The sequence below is a fragment of the Streptomyces sp. NPDC003327 genome (assembly GCF_053589515.1).
The window spans coordinates 224,401-241,426 of record NZ_JBSFSA010000006.1 but is presented as its reverse complement, the minus strand read 5'-3'; the positions used below and the strand labels follow the sequence as shown (position 1 = coordinate 241,426).

Annotated in this window: 14 protein-coding genes; 7 read left to right on the top strand and 7 right to left on the bottom strand. The window is 73.1% G+C overall.

All coding sequences use genetic code 11. The features are described from left to right. Nucleotides 1-182 precede the first annotated feature (182 nt). Nucleotides 183-1,538, bottom strand: coding sequence for a cation:dicarboxylate symporter family transporter (locus tag ACWDVG_RS08420; RefSeq protein ID WP_451697429.1), 1,356 nt, complete (start codon nucleotides 1,536-1,538; stop codon nucleotides 183-185). Nucleotides 1,539-1,730: 192 nt separating this feature from the next. Between ACWDVG_RS08420 and ACWDVG_RS08415 the strand changes: the two genes are divergently transcribed. From ACWDVG_RS08415 to ACWDVG_RS08400, 4 genes are all read left to right on the top strand, one after another. Next, the gene (locus tag ACWDVG_RS08415) at nucleotides 1,731-3,452 is read left to right on the top strand and encodes a sensor histidine kinase (RefSeq protein WP_451697427.1); all 1,722 of its coding nucleotides are present in this window, start codon (nucleotides 1,731-1,733) and stop codon (nucleotides 3,450-3,452) included. Beyond that, nucleotides 3,449-4,141, top strand: coding sequence for a response regulator (locus tag ACWDVG_RS08410; RefSeq protein ID WP_451697383.1), 693 nt, complete (start codon nucleotides 3,449-3,451; stop codon nucleotides 4,139-4,141). The genes ACWDVG_RS08415 and ACWDVG_RS08410 overlap by 4 nt, the downstream gene beginning before the upstream one ends. Nucleotides 4,142-4,365: 224 nt before the next feature. Then, nucleotides 4,366-4,974 (top strand): helix-turn-helix domain-containing protein, encoded by a 609-nt coding sequence (locus ACWDVG_RS08405; protein ID WP_451697425.1) that lies wholly within the window; start codon nucleotides 4,366-4,368, stop codon nucleotides 4,972-4,974. Between the two features lie 9 nt (nucleotides 4,975-4,983). Then, complete coding sequence (locus ACWDVG_RS08400) at nucleotides 4,984-5,718, top strand: tyrosine-protein phosphatase (protein WP_451697381.1); 735 nt, start codon at nucleotides 4,984-4,986, stop codon at nucleotides 5,716-5,718. Nucleotides 5,719-5,783: 65 nt separating this feature from the next. Here ACWDVG_RS08400 and ACWDVG_RS08395 read toward each other — a convergent pair whose 3' ends face one another. The 3 genes from ACWDVG_RS08395 to ACWDVG_RS08385 form a co-directional block, all read right to left on the bottom strand. Then, nucleotides 5,784-6,320 (bottom strand): hypothetical protein, encoded by a 537-nt coding sequence (locus tag ACWDVG_RS08395; RefSeq protein WP_451697379.1) that lies wholly within the window; start codon nucleotides 6,318-6,320, stop codon nucleotides 5,784-5,786. Next, the gene (locus tag ACWDVG_RS08390; protein ID WP_451697377.1) at nucleotides 6,317-7,441 is read right to left on the bottom strand and encodes an RICIN domain-containing protein; all 1,125 of its coding nucleotides are present in this window, start codon (nucleotides 7,439-7,441) and stop codon (nucleotides 6,317-6,319) included. Before ACWDVG_RS08390 ends, ACWDVG_RS08395 begins: the two co-directional genes overlap by 4 nt. Nucleotides 7,442-7,629: 188 nt before the next feature. Further along, the gene (locus ACWDVG_RS08385) at nucleotides 7,630-8,655 is read right to left on the bottom strand and encodes an ATP-dependent 6-phosphofructokinase (protein WP_451697375.1); all 1,026 of its coding nucleotides are present in this window, start codon (nucleotides 8,653-8,655) and stop codon (nucleotides 7,630-7,632) included. A gap of 308 nt (nucleotides 8,656-8,963) precedes the next feature. Between ACWDVG_RS08385 and pta the strand changes: the two genes are divergently transcribed. From pta to pyk, 3 genes are all read left to right on the top strand, one after another. Continuing rightward, nucleotides 8,964-11,072: a phosphate acetyltransferase gene (gene pta / locus ACWDVG_RS08380; protein ID WP_451697373.1), complete on the top strand. Its 2,109-nt coding sequence runs from the start codon at nucleotides 8,964-8,966 to the stop codon at nucleotides 11,070-11,072. Then, nucleotides 11,069-12,334: an acetate kinase gene (locus ACWDVG_RS08375; protein WP_451697372.1), complete on the top strand. Its 1,266-nt coding sequence runs from the start codon at nucleotides 11,069-11,071 to the stop codon at nucleotides 12,332-12,334. The genes pta and ACWDVG_RS08375 overlap by 4 nt, the downstream gene beginning before the upstream one ends. A gap of 74 nt (nucleotides 12,335-12,408) precedes the next feature. Beyond that, on the top strand, nucleotides 12,409-13,839 hold the full coding sequence (gene pyk, locus ACWDVG_RS08370) for a pyruvate kinase (protein WP_451697371.1): 1,431 nt from the start codon (nucleotides 12,409-12,411) through the stop codon (nucleotides 13,837-13,839). A gap of 73 nt (nucleotides 13,840-13,912) precedes the next feature. On the opposite strand, the gene ACWDVG_RS08365 is transcribed toward pyk, so the two are convergent. The 3 genes from ACWDVG_RS08365 to ACWDVG_RS08355 all read right to left on the bottom strand — a co-directional run bounded on the left by ACWDVG_RS08365 (nucleotide 13,913) and on the right by ACWDVG_RS08355 (nucleotide 16,577). Beyond that, nucleotides 13,913-15,223 carry a hypothetical protein gene (locus ACWDVG_RS08365; protein WP_451697369.1) on the bottom strand — a complete coding sequence of 437 codons (1,311 nt, stop codon included), beginning with the start codon at nucleotides 15,221-15,223 and terminating at the stop codon, nucleotides 13,913-13,915. Further along, the gene (locus tag ACWDVG_RS08360) at nucleotides 15,213-15,785 is read right to left on the bottom strand and encodes a DUF6114 domain-containing protein (RefSeq protein ID WP_451697368.1); all 573 of its coding nucleotides are present in this window, start codon (nucleotides 15,783-15,785) and stop codon (nucleotides 15,213-15,215) included. The genes ACWDVG_RS08365 and ACWDVG_RS08360 overlap by 11 nt, the downstream gene beginning before the upstream one ends. A gap of 123 nt (nucleotides 15,786-15,908) precedes the next feature. After that, entirely contained in the window at nucleotides 15,909-16,577 is a 669-nt protein-coding gene (locus ACWDVG_RS08355) for a DUF6230 family protein (RefSeq protein WP_451697367.1), read from the bottom strand. Nucleotides 16,578-17,026 lie beyond the last annotated feature (449 nt).

The window sequence follows — 17,026 nt, the reverse complement described above, 5'->3', positions numbered from 1 at the left end:
GCGGAGGGCGGTCCGGGGTACACGGGGTGGGGGTGCGAGGTGCCCCGTCCCCTGCGGCCCGGATCCGGCTCAAGGCCCGGGAGGCGGAGGACGGGGCCGTACGACCCCGAAGGGTTTCCTCTCGGAGGGTCTTCCCCTCCGAGAGGGCTTCGTCCCGTCTTTCGGGGAAGCTTTCCCGCGGGTCAGACGCCGGCGCGGGCGCGCTCCTCGCCGTCCTCGGCTCGCTGGTCCGGGAGCGGTGCGTCGGGGGCGTGGTCGTCGACGAGGGTCTTCTCGTCGAACGGGGCCCGGCCGGCGAGGACCTCCGCCACCCGCTCCTTGTCGATCTCCTTCGTCCAGGTGCCGACGAGGACCGTGGCGACGGCGTTGCCCGCGAAGTTGGTGAGGGCGCGGGCCTCGCTCATGAAGCGGTCGATGCCGACGATCAGGCCGACGCCCTCGACGAGCTCGGGCCGGTGCGACTGAAGGCCGCCGGCGAGGGTGGCGAGCCCGGCGCCGGTGACGCCCGCCGCGCCCTTGGAGGCGATGATCATGAAGACGAGGAGGGAGATCTGCTCGGCCACCGAGAGCGGGTCGCCCATCGCCTCGGCGACGAACAGCGAGGCCATCGTGAGGTAGATCGCGGTGCCGTCGAGGTTGAAGGAGTAGCCGGTCGGTACCGTGATGCCGACGACCGGCTTGCTGACGCCGAGGTGCTCCATCTTGGCGATGAGGCGGGGCAGCGCGGACTCGGAGGACGAGGTCGACAGGATCAGCAGGAACTCGCGGCCGAGGTACTTCAGGAGGGACCAGATGCCGATCCCGGCGACCAGGCGCAGGAGCGCGCCGAGGACGACGAAGACGAAGAGCGCGCAGGTGAGGTAGAAGCCGATCATGATGACGGCGAGCGACTTCAGGGCGGCGGCGCCGGTCGCGCCGACGACGGCGGCGATCGCGCCGAAGGCGCCGACCGGCGCGATCCACATGATCATCCCGAGGATGCGGAAGACGAGCCGCTGGATGTGCCCGATGCCGCGCAGCACCGGCTCCCCGGCCGCGCCCATCGCCTGGAGGGCGAATCCGGCCAGCAGCGCCACGAGCAGGGTCTGGAGGACCTCGCCCTCGGTGAAGGCGGAGACGAGGGTCGTCGGGATGATCCCGAGCAGGAAGTCCGCGGTGGACTCACTGGCGCCCTCGGCCTGCTGGGCACCGGCCTCGGCGACCTCCTTCGTGAGGTCGAGACCGGAGCCGGGCTCCAGGAGGTTGCCGACGACGAGACCGATCGCGAGTGCGACGGTGGACATCACGAGGAAGTAGCCGAGGGCGAGACCGCCGACGGCACCGACCTTCGCGGCCTTCCGTACGGACCCGACGCCGAGCACGATCGTGCAGAAGATGATCGGCGAGATCATCATCTTGATCAGGTTGACGAAGCCGGTGCCCAGCGGCTTGAGCTCGACGGCGACGCCCGGCGCCAGGAGGCCGACCGCGATGCCGAGCAGTACGGCGGCGATGACGGCCAGATACAGATAGTGGGTACGGTCCCGTCGTGCGGCCACGGGGTCCTCCTCGTGCTGGTGGGTGTCCACGTCCCGGTGGACCTCCGCGACTATCCACCAGCCTGTGACCCGGGTCACGGTTGCGTACGTTTCGTTCATGGCCGAAACGACGCGGGTGCCCGGGCCGAGGGAACGATTCGGGAACGCCGTGCCGCTCCGTCCGTTCCCACGTGCACACTTACCGGCATGCGCATGCGCTTCCCCCTCCCCCGCCCCCGCAGTCTGGCGGGCCAGCTCTTCGCGATGCAGGTCGTGCTCGTGGCCGCCGTCGTGGCGGGATGCGCCGTCTTCGCGTACCTCACGGACCGGACCCAGGCCGAGGAGACCGCGCGGCGCCAGGCCACGGCGACGGCCGCCGCCGTCGCCGACTCGCCGTCCGTCGTTGCGGCGGCCCGCTCGGCCGACCCGACGGCGGTCCTCCAGCCGTACGCCGAGTCCCTGCGCCGGCACGCGGGCGTCGCCTTCGTGGTGATCATGGCCCCGGACGGCACGCGCTGGACGCACCCCGAGCCCGCGCAGATCGGACGGACGTATCTCGGCCACATCGAGGAGGCGGCGGCGGGCCGGACGTACTCCGAGACCCACCTGGGGATACTCGGCCCGTCCGTACGGACCGTGGCGCCCGTCTTCGACGGCGGCGGCCGGGTCGTCGCCCTGGTCAGCGCCGGCATCACCATCGAGAAGATCAGCGAGCAGGTACGGGAGCAGGTCACCGCCCTGCTCGGCATGGCGGGCGCGGCGCTCGCGCTCGGCGGCGCCGGCACGTACGTGATCAACGCGCGGCTGCGCCGGCACACGCACGGGATGAACGCCACCCAGCTGAGCCGGATGCACGACTACCACGAGGCGGCGCTGCACGCGGTACGGGAGGGGCTCGTGATGCTCGACGGGCGGCGCAGGATCGCGCTGATCAACGACGGCGCGCGGGAGCTGCTCGGGCTCGACGAGGGCGTCGTCGGGCGGTCGGCCGCCGACCTCGGGCTGCCGGCGCCGCTGACGGGCGCGCTGCTCTCCTCGGAGCCCCGGGTGGACGAGACGCACCTGACCGACGAGCGGGTGCTGGTCGTCAACACCCGCCCGGTGGTGGGCGGGGAGCGCCGCGGCACCGTCGTCACTCTGCGGGACCGCACCGAACTCCAGGCGCTGTCCGGGGAGTTGGACTCCGAGCGGGGCTTCACGGAGGCCCTGCGCTCGCAGGCCCACGAGGCGGCGAACCGGCTGCACACGGTCGTCTCGCTCATCGAACTCGGGCGGGTGGAGGAGGCGGTGGAGTTCGCGACGGCGGAGCTGGAGCTCGCGCAGGCGCTCACCGACCGGGTCGTCGACGCGGTCGGCGAACCCGTCCTCGCGGCCCTGCTGCTCGGCAAGGCGGCACAGGCCAACGAGCGGGGCGTCGAGCTGGTGCTGACCGAGGAGAGCCGCATCGACGACGGCCTGCTGCCGGTGACACTGCCGCCCCGCGACCTCGTCACCGTCCTCGGCAACCTCGTCGACAACGCGGTGGAGGCGGCGGGCGGCACCCCGCAGGCCCGCGTCACGGTCACGGTCACCGCCCGCGCGGGCGACGGGGAGCTGCTGCTCCGGGTCGCCGACAACGGCCCCGGCGTCCGCCCCGAGGACCGCGCCGCGGCCCTCGCCCGCGGCTGGTCCACGCACGGCCCCGGCCGGGGCCTCGGCCTCGCCCTGGTCCACCAGGCGGTCACCCGCGCCTCGGGCACGCTGACGGTCACGGACGCGCCGGAGGGCGGCGCTGACTTCACGGTCCGCCTGCCGCTCCCGGCGACGGGGACGCCAGCGGGGGCGGCTCCTGCGACGGCTTCGGGGACGGGGCGGGTCCCGGGGGCGGCTCCTGCGACGGTTCCGGGGACGGGGCGGGTCCCGGGGGCGGCTCCGGGGACGGAGGTGGTGTCGTGACCGCGCGGCCCCTCCGGGTGCTCGTCGTCGAGGACGACCCCGTCGCCGCCGACGCGCACGCGCTGTACGCCGGGCGGGTCGAGGGCTTCCAGGTCGTCGGGGTCGCGCATTCACGGGCCGCCGCGGTGCGGGTCCTGGAGCGCACGCCGGTCGATCTGATCCTGCTCGACCTGTACCTGCCCGACGGCCACGGGCTCCAGCTGCTGCGGGCCCTGCGCGCCGCCGGGCACTCCGCCGACGTGATCGCGGTGACGTCCGCGCGCGACCTGGCCGTCGTGCGCGAGGGCGTCTCGCTCGGCGTCGTGCAGTACGTCCTGAAGCCCTTCGCCTTCGCCACCCTGCGGGACCGGCTCACCCGGTACGCCGAGTTCCGGGCGGCGGCGGGCGAGGCGTCGGGGCAGGACGAGGTGGACCGGGCGCTCGCGACGCTGCGGGCCCCGCACCCCACCGTGCTGCCGAAGGGGCTGAGCGGCCCGACCCTGGAGGCCGTCACCCGCACCCTGCGCGAGTCGGCGGCCGGCCTCACCGCCGCGGAGGCGGGCGCGGCCGTCGGGATCTCGCGCATCACCGCCCGCCGCTATCTGGAGCATCTCGTGACGGAGGGCCTGGCCGGACGGGCCCCGCAGTACGGGCAGATCGGCCGCCCGGAGCTCCAGTACCGCTGGCTGGGCGCGGGCGGGCGCCCCTGACGCGCGAGGAGGCGCGGGGGGCTCCCGGCCCGGCGCTTCCGGCCGTCGAGTACCGGCCATCGAGGCCAGCGATTACCGGCCGGTTCCCACGTTCCTACGACTCGGGACGTCGGACGAACGCACCGTAGCCAGCCGTCACCCTCCGCACCTACCGTGGGCGGGTGCACCAACCCTCACCCCCCTTCAACGCCCTGGCGGCCCGCCGCCTGCGCGAGGGCCTCGGCATGGGCCACGACCATGTCGCGTACGGCCTGCGCGCCCAGTACGGCCTCGCCGTCACCCCCGAGACGGTGTTCGCCTGGGAGCGCGGCCGCCTCGCCCCCACCGAACCGGAGCTCACGGCCCTCGCGGGCGTGCTCTGGTGCTCCCCCGCCGAGCTCATCGCCGCCGCGACGACCCTGCGGGAGCACCGCATGGCCCGGGGGCTCACCGCCGACGAGCTCGCACGGCGGATCGGCGTCGCCGTGCACGCGTACCAGCGGATGGAGGACGAGGGCCGCTGGCGCGGCACCGAGCGCCAGACCGCCGCCCTCGCCGAGGTCCTCGGCCTCGGCCCGCGCGCGCTGGTCACCGCGACCGGCGGCGACGAACGGCTCGCGGAGCTGCTGCGGGACGCCGCCACCACGCGCTGGCAGGCGTACGTGAAGCCTGCGGTGAAGATGCTGCCGCTGCCCAAGCGGGTCCTGGAGAACGCGCTCCAGCGGCTGCACACGGACTACCACGCGCGGATGGCCGCGACCAGCAGCTGGGGCGCGTCGGGCGCGACCGGCGACGAGGGCCGCGCCTACCTGGAAATGATCAATGACCACTTCTGGGCGGCCGTCGGCCCGTAGCGTGTCGGCATGCGACGACACATACCGTTCGACCGGCTCCACAACTTCCGCGACATGGGCGGTTACCGGACCGCCGACGGCGGGACCGTGCGGTGGGAGACCCTCTACCGCTCCGACTCCCTCTCCAAGCTCGCCGGCGAGGACCTCGACCGCTTCCGCGAGCTGAAGGTCACCACCGTGATCGACCTGCGCTACCCGTGGGAGATCGAGGCCAAGGGCCGCCTCCCCGAGTCGGAGACGTCGATCGCCTGGCACAACCTGTCGATCGAGCACCGGCCGTACGACCAGACGCTGATCGACCCGGACCTCGACCCCTGGCGCTACCTCGCCGACCGGTTCGCCGAGGTCGCGGAGGACGGGGTGGCCGAACTGCGGCAGGCCCTGGAGGTGATCGCGGCCGCCGACGGGCCGCTCGTCTTCCACTGCGCCGCCGGCAAGGACCGTACGGGACTGCTCGCGGCGCTCGTCCTCGGCCTGCTCGACGTCCCGGACGAGGACATCCTCGCCGACTTCGCCCTCACGGAACTGGCCACGGAACGGCTCATCGCCGACTGGCACGCCGCCCACCCGGGCGGCGAACTCCGCTGGCCCGGCTACGGCCGCGCCCCCGCCGAGATCATGCGCCTGGTCCTCGCGGACCTCCGCGCCCGCCACGGCTCCCTCGACGCCTACGCGACGGGCCCGGTCGGCCTCGACCCGACGGCGGTGACGGCCCTCAGGGCCCGTCTGGTGGAGGCCGCCTGAGGGGCCCGCGTGCCGCGGCCGGGGAGCCGCGCCGGGCGGAGAGCCGCGCCAGGCAGGCAGCCGCGCTAGGCGGAGAGCCGCGCGCGGAGCCGGTCGGCCGCCCCGGCGCCGGAGGCGCGGACGGTCAGCCAGGAGCCGTCCGCGCAGGCGACGTCCACGCGGCGGCGCAGCCGGCGCGGCCAGGGGGTGACCCGCACGCCCGCGTGCGGGCACGACACCGCGTCGGCCGCGTCCTGCCAGGGGGCCCGGACGGCGACCCCGCCGTCGTCCACGACGAGCAGGCAGGCCGCCTCCTCCGCGCGCACCGCGTCCCTGACCCAGTACGCCCCGTGGACCGCGAGGACCAGCCGTCCCGCGTCGCTGTCCCAGCCACCGCGCATGCCGGGCCCGGCGAGGAGCCGGAGGAGGAGCCGCAGGGCCTGCCGCGCCGGGTCCAGGAGGGCGGAGAGGGCTTCGAAGGGGTCCTCGGGCAGCGCGAGGAGGAACCGGAGGAGGAAGAACGAGCGCAGACCCCGCCACCGGACCCGGACCGCGAGGGGCGGCAGCCGCCGCACGCGCGGTCTCCGGCCGTAGGTCGGCAGCCCGACGCGGAACTCGTTCACCCGGCCCCCGTCCCGGCCCCGGCCGCGTCCCCGGTCCGGCGGTCGAAGCCGAAGAGCTGGCCGGCGGCGTCGGGGGTGCAGGGCGCCTGGGCCAGCGGGGACCAGGGGGCGGAGCGGTCGCCCGTCACGGTGACGCAGGTGCCGGGGGTCGCGGCGCCGTGCGGGACGATCCGGTAGCCGGTGACGGGGGTGCCGTACGGCTCCAGGGTGAAGGTCTCGATCCTGCTGGGGTCGCCGCACTCCGAGTCCTCGTAGGCGGCGCCGGGTATGCGGCCGCCGGAGGGGATGCCGGAGCAGCCGGGGCCGTAGTCGGGATGGTCGGACAGGATTCGCCACCGCCCGCCGCCCGCCGGTTCGAGCGCGTAGTGCGGTACGCCCGTCTCGGCGCAGGACAGCTGGTGGATCTGCCCGCTGCGCGTCCCGCGCCGCTCGCCGAGGCAGAGGCCCGAGGCGACGACCCGGATGCGTACGTCCCCTGCGGCGGGTGCGACGGGCTCCGTGGGCGCGGCCGGGGCGGTACGGGGCGGCCGCGTGCCGTTCCCGTCCCTGAGGAACGCCACGACGCTGAACCCGGCGAGGACGAGTCCGGCGATCGCGGTCCCGGTGACGAGCCCGCGCCGTACGGAGGCCCGGGTGGCCCGCCCCCGTCTCGCGGCCGGCTCCGGAGCCCCCGGCGCGACCGGCGCCCCCGACTCCGGAGCCCCCGGCGCGACCTCCGGCTCCTCCGACGCGACCTCCGGCTCCGGCGCCCGCTCCTCCGGCTCCCTCTCCTCCGGCTCCCGCTCGTCCGGCTCCCGCAGAGCGGCCGGTTCCGTGGCCGGGGGCTCGTACGCGCCCCGTACCGCCAGCTCCTTCCGTACCTCCTGCCAGTCCGCGACGGCGTCCGGGGGAAGGCCGCAGGCACGCACGAAGGTGGTGAGCAGCTCCTCGCGGGGCACGGTGGCGCGGGACAGCATGTTCGCGACGGTGGAGCGGGGCAGGACCTCGCCCAGCGCCTCCGCGCGGGCCGAGAGTTCGCGGTAGGTCAGGCCCGACCAGTCCTTGAGGGACTGGAGCAGGGCGAGGAAGTCGGCGGAGGTCCGCGCCTCCCTCGGGTCCGGCGCCCGGTGCGGCGAGGTCATGCCCTGTTCCCCTCTCTGCCCTTGCCCTGCGTCCGCCGGACGGGGTTGGGACATGTCCGGGACAAGGCTCCAGCCTTGTAGATCGCGCCGCCGGGCTCAAGACTCGGATGTGGCCTTTCCGCCGCGCACAGCGCAGTGGCCCCGACCGTCCACGGGGGGACGGTCGGGGCCACTCCGGTCGTCGCGGTCTAGAAGACCGACTCGGCCTCGCGCATCCGGTTCTCCGGCACCGTCTTCAACCGCGTCACGGCCTCGGCCAGCGGCACCATCTCGACGTCCGTGCCGCGCAGCGCGGTCATCCGGCCGAACTCGCCGCGGTGCGCGGCCTCGACCGCGTGCCAGCCGAAGCGGGTGGCGAGCACCCGGTCGTACGCGGTCGGCACGCCACCGCGCTGGACGTGGCCGAGAATGACCGGGCGGGCCTCCTTGCCGAGGCGCCGCTCCAGCTCGTACGCGAGGGCCGTGCCGATGCCCTGGAAGCGCTCGTGGCCGAACTGGTCGATGGCGCCCTTGCCGTAGTCCATCGTGCCCTCGGCGGGGTGCGCGCCCTCGGCGACGCAGATGACGGCGAACTTCTTGCCGCGGGCGAACCTCTCCTCGACCATCTTGACCAGGTCGGACGGGTCGAAGGGGCGCTCCGGCAGGCAGATGCCGTGGGCGCCGGCGGCCATGCCGGACTCCAGGGCGATCCAGCCGGCGTGCCGGCCCATGACCTCGACGACCATCACGCGCTGGTGCGACTCGGCGGTGGTCTTGAGGCGGTCCATCGCCTCGGTGGCGACGCCCACGGCGGTGTCGAAGCCGAAGGTGCGGTCGGTGGAGGAGATGTCGTTGTCGATGGTCTTGGGGACGCCGACGGCGGGGACGCCCGCCTCGGAGAGCATCCGGGCGGCGGTGAGGGTGCCCTCGCCGCCGATGGGGATGAGGGCGTCGAAGCCGCTCTTCTCGACGAGCTCCTTGGCGTTGTCGCAGGCGGCGCGGAAGCGGTCGCGCTCCAGGCGGGAGGAGCCGAGGATGGTGCCGCCGCGGGCGAGGATGCCGCTGACGGCGTTCAGGTCGAGGGGCCGGTAGCGGCCGTCGAGGAGGCCCGCGTAGCCGTCCTCGAAGCCGATGACCTCGTCGCCGTAGTGCGTGACCGCCCGGTGCACGACCGACCGGATCACTGCGTTCAGGCCGGGGCAGTCGCCGCCTGCGGTGAGAACTCCGATGCGCATCGTGCTGTGTCTCCTGCTCGGTCGCGTTCCGTGTGAGCCACCGCAATTCTCACACGCCGGGCACGGCGGCAGCGCTCGCCGAGGCTCCGCGCGTCACTCCCCGGGGGCCCTCGGAGGCCTTGTGTCCCGGGGAAACGGGACCTTTGTCCGGCGGGCGACCTAACCAGCCACGGGGGTATTGTCAAGGGGGTAATGCCGCCCTATCGGTGTCTTTTGCGCACCGGCGATTGACGCACGGGCCGCGAGGGTGTCGCCCGCCCCGCCCCGTTTCGGGCCCCGCTACGCAGGACTGGACAGGAGACCACGGCGTGACGCGCAGCGTGTACGTGACCGGGATCGACCGGGGGGACGGCCGCCAGGTCGTCGAGCTGGGAGTCATGGAGCTCCTCACCCGCCAGGTGGACCGCGTGGGGGTGTTCCGGCCGCTCGTGCACGACGGTCCCGACCGCCTCTTCGACCTGCTGCGGTCCCGCTACCGGCTCTCGCAGGACGCCTCGACCGGCTACGGCATGGACTACCACGAGGCCTCGGCCCTCCAGGCGGAGCGGGGCACCGACGAGCTGGTCTCGCGGCTCGTCGACCGGTTCCACGCGGTCGCCCGCGACTACGAGGTGGTGCTCGTCCTCGGCACGGACTTCGCCGCCACCCAGCTGCCCGACGAGCTCGCGCTCAACGCCCGGCTGGCCAACGAGTTCGGCGCGTCCGTCATCCCCGTGGTCGGCGGCAAGGGCCAGCCCTCGGAGTCCGTACGGGCCGAGGCGCGCAACGCCTTCCGGGCGTACGACGGGCTCGGCTGCGACGTGCTGGCGATGGTCGTCAACCGGGTGGCCGCCGAGGACCGGGACGCCATCGCCGAGCGGCTCGCGGCCCGGCTGCCCGTGCCCTGCTACGTCCTCCCCGACGAGCCGGCGCTCGCCGCGCCGACGGTCGCCCAGATCACCCACGCGCTCGGCGCCTCCGTGGTCCTCGGCGACGACGCGGGGCTCGCGCGCGACGCCCTGGACTTCGTCTTCGGCGGCGCGATGCTGCCGAACTTCCTGAACGCCCTGACCCCCGGCTGCCTCGTCGTCACCCCGGGCGACCGGGCCGACCTGGTCGTCGGCGCGCTGGCCGCGCACTCGGCCGGCACCCCGCCGATCGCCGGCGTGCTGCTCACCCTCGACGAGCGGCCGCCCGCGGAGATCCTCACCCTGGCGGCCCGACTGGCGCCCGGCACGCCCGTCATCTCCGTACCGGGCAACAGCTTCCCGACCGCCGCCGAACTCTTCGCCCTCGAAGGCAAGCTGAACGCGGCCACCCCGCGGAAGGCGGAGACCGCCCTCGGCCTCTTCGAGCGGCACGTGGACACCGCCGACCTCCTGAAGCGGGTCTCGGTCGCCCGCAGCGGCCGGGTCACCCCGATGATGTTCGAGCACGAGCTGCTCGAACAGGCGCGGGCCGACCGGCGCCGGGTGGTGCTCCCGGAGGGCACGGAGGAGCGGGTGCTGCGCGCCGCCGACGTGCTGATCCGCCGGGACGTCTGCGACCTGACGCTGCTCGGTGACGTCGAGACGATCCGCAAGAAGGCCGCCGACCTGAGCGTCGAGCTGCGCGACACCCAGCTGATCGACCCCCGGACCTCGGAGCTCCGGGACGCCTTCGCGGAGAAGTACGCGGCGCTCCGCGCCCACAAGGGCGTCACCGTCGAGCTGGCGTACGACGTCGTCTCGGACGTGAACTACTTCGGCACGCTGATGGTGCAGGAGGGCCTCGCCGACGGCATGGTGTCCGGCTCGGTGCACTCCACGGCGGCGACGATCCGGCCCGCCTTCGAGATCATCAAGACGAAGCCGGACGCCTCGATCGTCTCCTCCGTCTTCTTCATGTGCCTCGCCGACAAGGTGCTCGTGTACGGCGACTGCGCGGTCAACCCGGACCCGAACGCCGAGCAGCTCGCCGACATCGCCGTCCAGTCGGCGGCCACCGCGGCCCGGTTCGGCGTCGACCCGCGGATCGCGATGCTGTCGTACTCGACGGGGACGTCCGGCTCCGGCGCCGACGTGGACAAGGTGCGGGAGGCGACCAAGCTCGTACGGGAGTCGGCGCCGCACCTGCGGATCGAGGGGCCCATCCAGTACGACGCGGCCGTCGAGCCGTCGGTCGCCGCGACCAAGCTGCCGGACTCGGAGGTCGCCGGGCAGGCCACCGTGCTGATCTTCCCCGACCTGAACACGGGCAACAACACGTACAAGGCCGTGCAGCGCTCGGCCGGCGCCGTGGCCGTCGGGCCCGTCCTCCAGGGTCTGCGCAAGCCGGTGAACGACCTCTCGCGCGGCGCGCTCGTCAGCGACATCGTCAACACGGTCGCCATCACGGCGATCCAGTCCCAGGTCCCCACCCCGACCGCCGCCCCCCAGGGTCAGGAGCTTCCCGCATGACGTCCCGTACGACCGCGACGACCTCGACGACCGCGACGCCCAGCCGCGTCCTCGTCCTCAACTCCGGATCGTCGTCGGTGAAGTACCAGCTGCTCGACATGACGGACGGCTCGCGGCTCGCCGCCGGCCTGGTGGAGCGGATCGGCGAGGAGACCTCGCGGCTCGTGCACACCCCGCTGCTCGACGGCGGCGGGAGGCGCGAGCGGACCGGCCCGATCGCGGACCACGGGGCGGCGCTCACGGCGGTCGCCGAGGAGCTGGCGGCGGACGGGCTGGGACTGGACTCCCCCGAGCTGGCGGCGATCGGCCACCGGGTGGTCCACGGCGGACTGCGCTTCACCGCGCCGACCGTCGTCGACGACGAGGTGCTCGCCGAGATCGAGCGGCTGGTACCGGTGGCGCCGCTGCACAACCCGGCGAACCTCGTCGGCATCAGGACGGCGACGGCGCTGCGCCCCGACCTGCCGCAGGTGGCGGTCTTCGACACCGCCTTCCACACGACCATGCCGGAGGCGGCGGCCCGGTACGCGATCGACGTCGAGACCGCCGACACGCACCGCATCCGGCGGTACGGCTTCCACGGCACCTCGCACGCGTACGTGTCGCGGGAGACGGCGAAGCTGCTCGGGAAGGCGCCCGAGGAGGTGAACGTGATCGTGCTGCACCTCGGGAACGGCGCCTCCGCCTCGGCGGTGCGGGGCGGCCGGTGCGTGGACACCTCCATGGGTCTGACCCCGCTGGAGGGCCTGGTCATGGGCACCCGCTCCGGTGACATCGACCCGGCCGTGACCTTCCACCTCAAGCGGGTGGCGGGCATGGACGAGGACGAGGTGGACGTCCTGCTGAACAAGAAGTCCGGTCTCGTCGGGCTCTGCGGCGACAACGACATGCGGGAGATCCGGCGCCGGATCGACGAGGGCGACGAGCGGGCGGCGCTCGCGTTCGACATCTACGTGCACCGGCTGAAGAAGTACATCGGCGCGTACTACGCGGTGCTCGGCCGGGTGGACGCGGTGGCGTTCACGGCGGGGGTCGGCGAGAACGCGGCCCCCGTGCGGGAGGCTGCGATCGCGGGCCTGGAGGAGCTGGGGCTCGCGGTGGACGCGGGCCTGAACTCCGCGCGGACCGACGGGGCGAGGATCATCTCGCCGGAGTACGCGCGCGTGGCGGTCGCGGTGGTGCCGACGGACGAGGAGCTGGAGATCGCCCGGCAGAGCTACGCACTGGTGCTCGGGGAGACCCCCGTGGGAGTGAACGCCTGAGCGCACCCGCGCCCATTTGTACTTTCCGCCAGTCGGAATATTCCGCAGTGAAACAAACCGATAGGATCCGCCTCATGCGCCGTTCCAAAATCGTCTGCACGCTGGGCCCCGCCGTCGACTCGTATGAGCAGCTGAAGGCTCTCATCGAGGCCGGCATGAACGTGGCCCGATTCAACATGAGCCACGGGACCCAGGCCGAGCACCAGGAGCGGTACGACCGCCTCCGTCGGGCGGTCGCCGACACCGGCCGCGCCGTCGGTGTCCTCGCCGACCTCCAGGGCCCCAAGATCCGTCTCGAGACCTTCGCCGAGGGCCCCGTCGAGCTGGTGCGCGGTGACGAGTTCACCATCACCACCGAGGACGTCCCCGGCGACAAGTCCGTCTGCGGCACCACCTACAAGGGCCTGCCCGGCGACGTCTCGAAGGGCGACCAGGTCCTGATCAACGACGGCAACGTCGAACTGCGGGTCGTCGAGGTCGACGGCCCGAGGGTCAAGACCGTCGTCATCGAGGGCGGCGTCATCTCCGACCACAAGGGCATCAACCTGCCCGGCGCGGCGGTCAACGTCCCGGCCCTGTCCGAGAAGGACGTCGAGGACCTCCGCTTCGCGCTGCGCATGGGCTGCGACATGGTCGCGCTGTCGTTCGTGCGCGACGCCAACGACGTCAAGGACGTCCACAAGGTGATGGACGAGGAGGGCCGCCGCGTCCCCGTCATCGCCAAGGTCGAGAAGCCGCAGGCCGTCGAGAACATGGAGGCCGTCGTCGCGGCCTTCGACGCGGTCATGGTGGCCCGCGGCGACCTCGCCGTCGAGTACCCGCTGGAGCGGGTCCCGATGGTGCAGAAGCGTCTCGTCGAGATGTGCCGCCGCAACGCCAAGCCGGTCATCGTCGCCACCCAGATGATGGAGTCGATGATCACCAACTCGCGCCCGACGCGCGCCGAGGCCTCCGACGTCGCCAACGCGATCCTGGACGGCGCCGACGCGGTCATGCTCTCCGCCGAGTCCTCGGTCGGCGCGTACCCGATCGAGACCGTCAAGACGATGTCGAAGATCGTCGCCGCGGCCGAGGAGGAGCTGCTCTCCAAGGGCCTCCAGCCCCTCGTCCCCGGCAAGAAGCCCCGCACCCAGGGCGGTTCCGTCGCCCGCGCGGCCTGCGAGATCGCGGACTTCCTCGACGGCAAGGCCCTGGTCGCCTTCACCAAGTCGGGCGACACGGCCCGCCGCCTCTCCCGCTACCGCGCGGCCCAGCCGATCCTGGCCTTCACGACGGACGAGTCGACCCGCAACCAGCTCACCCTGAGCTGGGGCGTCGAGTCCTTCCTGGCCCCGTTCGTCGAGACGACGGACGCGATGGTCGACCTCGTGGACGCGGCCCTGCTGAAGCTCCAGCGCTACAACGAGGGCGACACCATGGTCATCACGGCCGGCTCGCCCCCCGGCGTCCCCGGCACGACGAACATGGTCCGCGTCCACCACCTCGGCAGCGGCGAACGCGTCTGACGCCGCCGCACCCTCCTGAACGCCCGGTGGGCCGCACCCCTTCGCGGGGTGCGGCCCACCGGGCGTAGGAGGGTCAGTTCGGTTCGATCGTGTTCCGCAGGCCCTCGATGCGGAGGGTGCCGCCGAACTGGCCGGCCTGCTTGACCGTCACGTCCGTGAAGATCGCGAGCGGGACGTCCAGCGGGGGCGGGGTCGCCGGGCTGAAGGTGACGGGGATGATGCCGAAGAGGTTGCCCTTCAGCTCCTCCGTGTACATCGTGACCGTGCCCTCGGTGATGGTCGACTCCGTGCCCTTGGCGGAGCGGACGTGGGCCGTGCGGCCCTCGGAGTGCTCCGTCAGCTGGTGGAGGTCCTTGATCTTCACCGTGGTCGCGGTGAACTTCAGCGCCTTCTTGATCTTGCCGCTGTAGGTCTTCACCTCGACGATGCCGTGGTACTTCAGACCGGTCAGCGTGAGCTTCGTGCTCTCCAGGCGCCAGGGCGCGTCCGGCAGCAGCGGGATCCCGGGCTCCAGTTCGGCCGCCGCGAGGGCCGCCGGGTCCGGCTCGGGGCAGGGGAAGCGGGGCTTGGCGCCCTCGGGTATGTCCTCGTCCTTCTTGGCGTCGAGGCCCTTGGCGCTCTCGGGGAGCTCCTCGACGGTGGCGCCCGCCTTCTCGGCGGCGTCCTCGATGGCGGCCTTCGTCCTGTCGACCGCCTTGTCCACGGTGTCGACCGCCGTGTCCACCGGCGTGTCCGTCGCCTTGTCCGCCGTCGTGCCGGCGGTGGTGGTCGGCTTCGGGGCGGTGGGCGCGCTCGTCGGGGCCGCGGTCGTCGGCGCGGCCGTCGGCGCCGTCGGCTCGGCGTCCGGGCCGTCGAAGAGGTCCTTCAGGGCGTCGCCCACGCCCAGCGGGTCGAGGGGGTTCTTCGACGGGGTGGGCGTCGGAGTGGCGGAGGGGCTCGGCGTGGCGGCCGGCGCCTGCGGCCCGGTGGCCTGCTGGGGGGCGGCCTCGCCGGTGGCCGTCGCGGACGGGGTCGCCGTCGGCGTCGGGGCCGTGGTCGGATCCGTGGTCGAGGAGGGGTTCGCGGACGGGGTGGCGGAGTCCGCCGGCGTGGCGGTGGCGGTCGGCTCGGCGCCGCGCGTCGGCTCGGCCGTGGGGGTGGTCGTCTCCTCCGGCGTGGGCTCGTCGGAGCGCGTCACGCACGGGCCGGGGGCGAAGGGGAAGTCCTTCTCGTCGGCGAGGGCGGGACTGGGCGCGAGGCCCATGCCCACGAACACGGCGGTCGGCATGGCGGCCAGCGCCATCGCCTTGCCCGCCGGGCCCTGGATCCTGTTCAGCAGCGTCTTGCGCGGGGCCGCGTGCCGCGGTCCCTTCGCGAGCGCCGACTGAGTCTCGTCACCCCGCACTGTTCCTCCCGCCGTTGGCGTCGATCGTCGTTTCGGTCGCCGGCTCCTGCGCCCCGCGCTGCTCCGGGACGCCGGCCGTCAGCGCGAGCCCGGTCTCGGCGCCGGAGTCGTACCCGGCCTCGTCGTAGGCTGTGGGCTCACCGTCGTGCTCCGCTTCGCCGGTCTCCTCGACCGGTGGGGCGGGGGCCCAGGCCACGGACATGCCGCCGCCGACCAGGGCGAGCAGGAAGCCGATGAGCAAACCGCCGAAGTTCGACACCGGGATGGAGACCAGGCCCAGGACGATCGAGGCGATACCCGCGAAGACCCGCACGATGGGCTGGAACCACATGGTCAGCCCGAGCGTGATGAGCAGGACGCCGATGATCAGCGCTCCGGCTCCGGCGGTCGTCTTCATGGCGAGGGTGATGTTGCCGAGTCGCATGTCCCCGTACGGGAGGTAGGCGATCGGAATGCCACCGAGGATGGTGAACAGCCCCGCCCAGAAGGGCCGGGTCTGCCGCCAGGCCTTGAACCGGTTCTCCTTGGGGACTTCGCGGGAGGCGGAAATCTCGGCGCTCATGGAAACAGCTCCCTGGAAGCGGTGTTGCTGAGAAAAAGTAGAGGCGGGGACAGGCCCCGGGAGCGGGGACGGACCCCGGGAGCGGGTACGGACCACCGGGGCGGCCCGTACCCTCAGGGCCGGTCAGCCCTGGAAGCACTCCTTGTCGGTGCCCCGGTGCAGGGACAGCTTCAGGTCGGGGAGCTTGAAGGTGGCGGCCGTGGTGGCCCACGCCTTCTGCTTGACCCCGGTCAGCTCGACGCTGTCGGCACGCTGGGCGAAGCCGAACTCCTTGGCCTCGGTGCCGGGCTGGATGCCCTGCCCGCCGTCGTACTTCGGGAGCTTGCCCGCCGCGACACCGATGTCGATCTTCTCGAACTTGGCGTCGGCCTCGAGGTAGGAGACGTCGAGGTACAGCTCCTCGGCGAGGACCTTGTCCTCGTCCTTGCCGCTCTTCGCGGCCGCGCCGCCCGCCTCCAGGCGGAGGGTGATGTCACCGAGGCCCGGAACCGGCGTCACGACCGACTGGCACATGTTGGTGATCTTGGCCGAGTCGAAGCCGGAGACGGCGACCGGGGCACCGAACGGCGTGCCGTCCAGCTTGTTGCCCTTGGCGACGCTGCCGTACTGGACGAACTCCTCGCCCTCGAGCTTGTCGGTCGTGACCTTGAACTCCTGGCCGGAGATCGCGAAGGACGCGGCGAGCGCGCCCTGCGCCAGGCCCACACCGATCGCAGCCGTCGCGGCCAAGCTCGGGACCATGACGACGGCGAAACGCTTCCATCTGGTTCCGCCACGAACCTGGGACTTCATGAGAATCCTCCTTCTCGGACGTACATCTCCGGACGGGCCCGGGGCCCGTCCCGGGATGGGAGAAGAGCTACGTCCTCGGGAAGGAGAGCGCCGAGGCATCAGTCGGCACGTCGTGCGTCCCGATCACCGGCGATCACCCCCGAGCGACAACCACGGCCGCGCGGTGCGCGCGGCCCGATTGGACAGGCCCTGCCCGGTGGGAGCAGGAACCCCCCTGTCCACGACCGGTGCCGGGGCGCCGGTCCGCCCGGTGGGGACCCTCGCCGTGATCCCGGTGGTCGCCGGGCTCGTGCGGTTCGGACCGAGCGTGGCCGATCGTGGTCCATTCGGGCCCCCCGCACAAGAGGGTTCGTTACTCACTGGTAACGGGTGGATAACCGCGCCATGGCGGGGCGGCACCGAACGCGTACGCAGGGTGGGGTGCCGTCGCACGGGATATCAGGAGATGA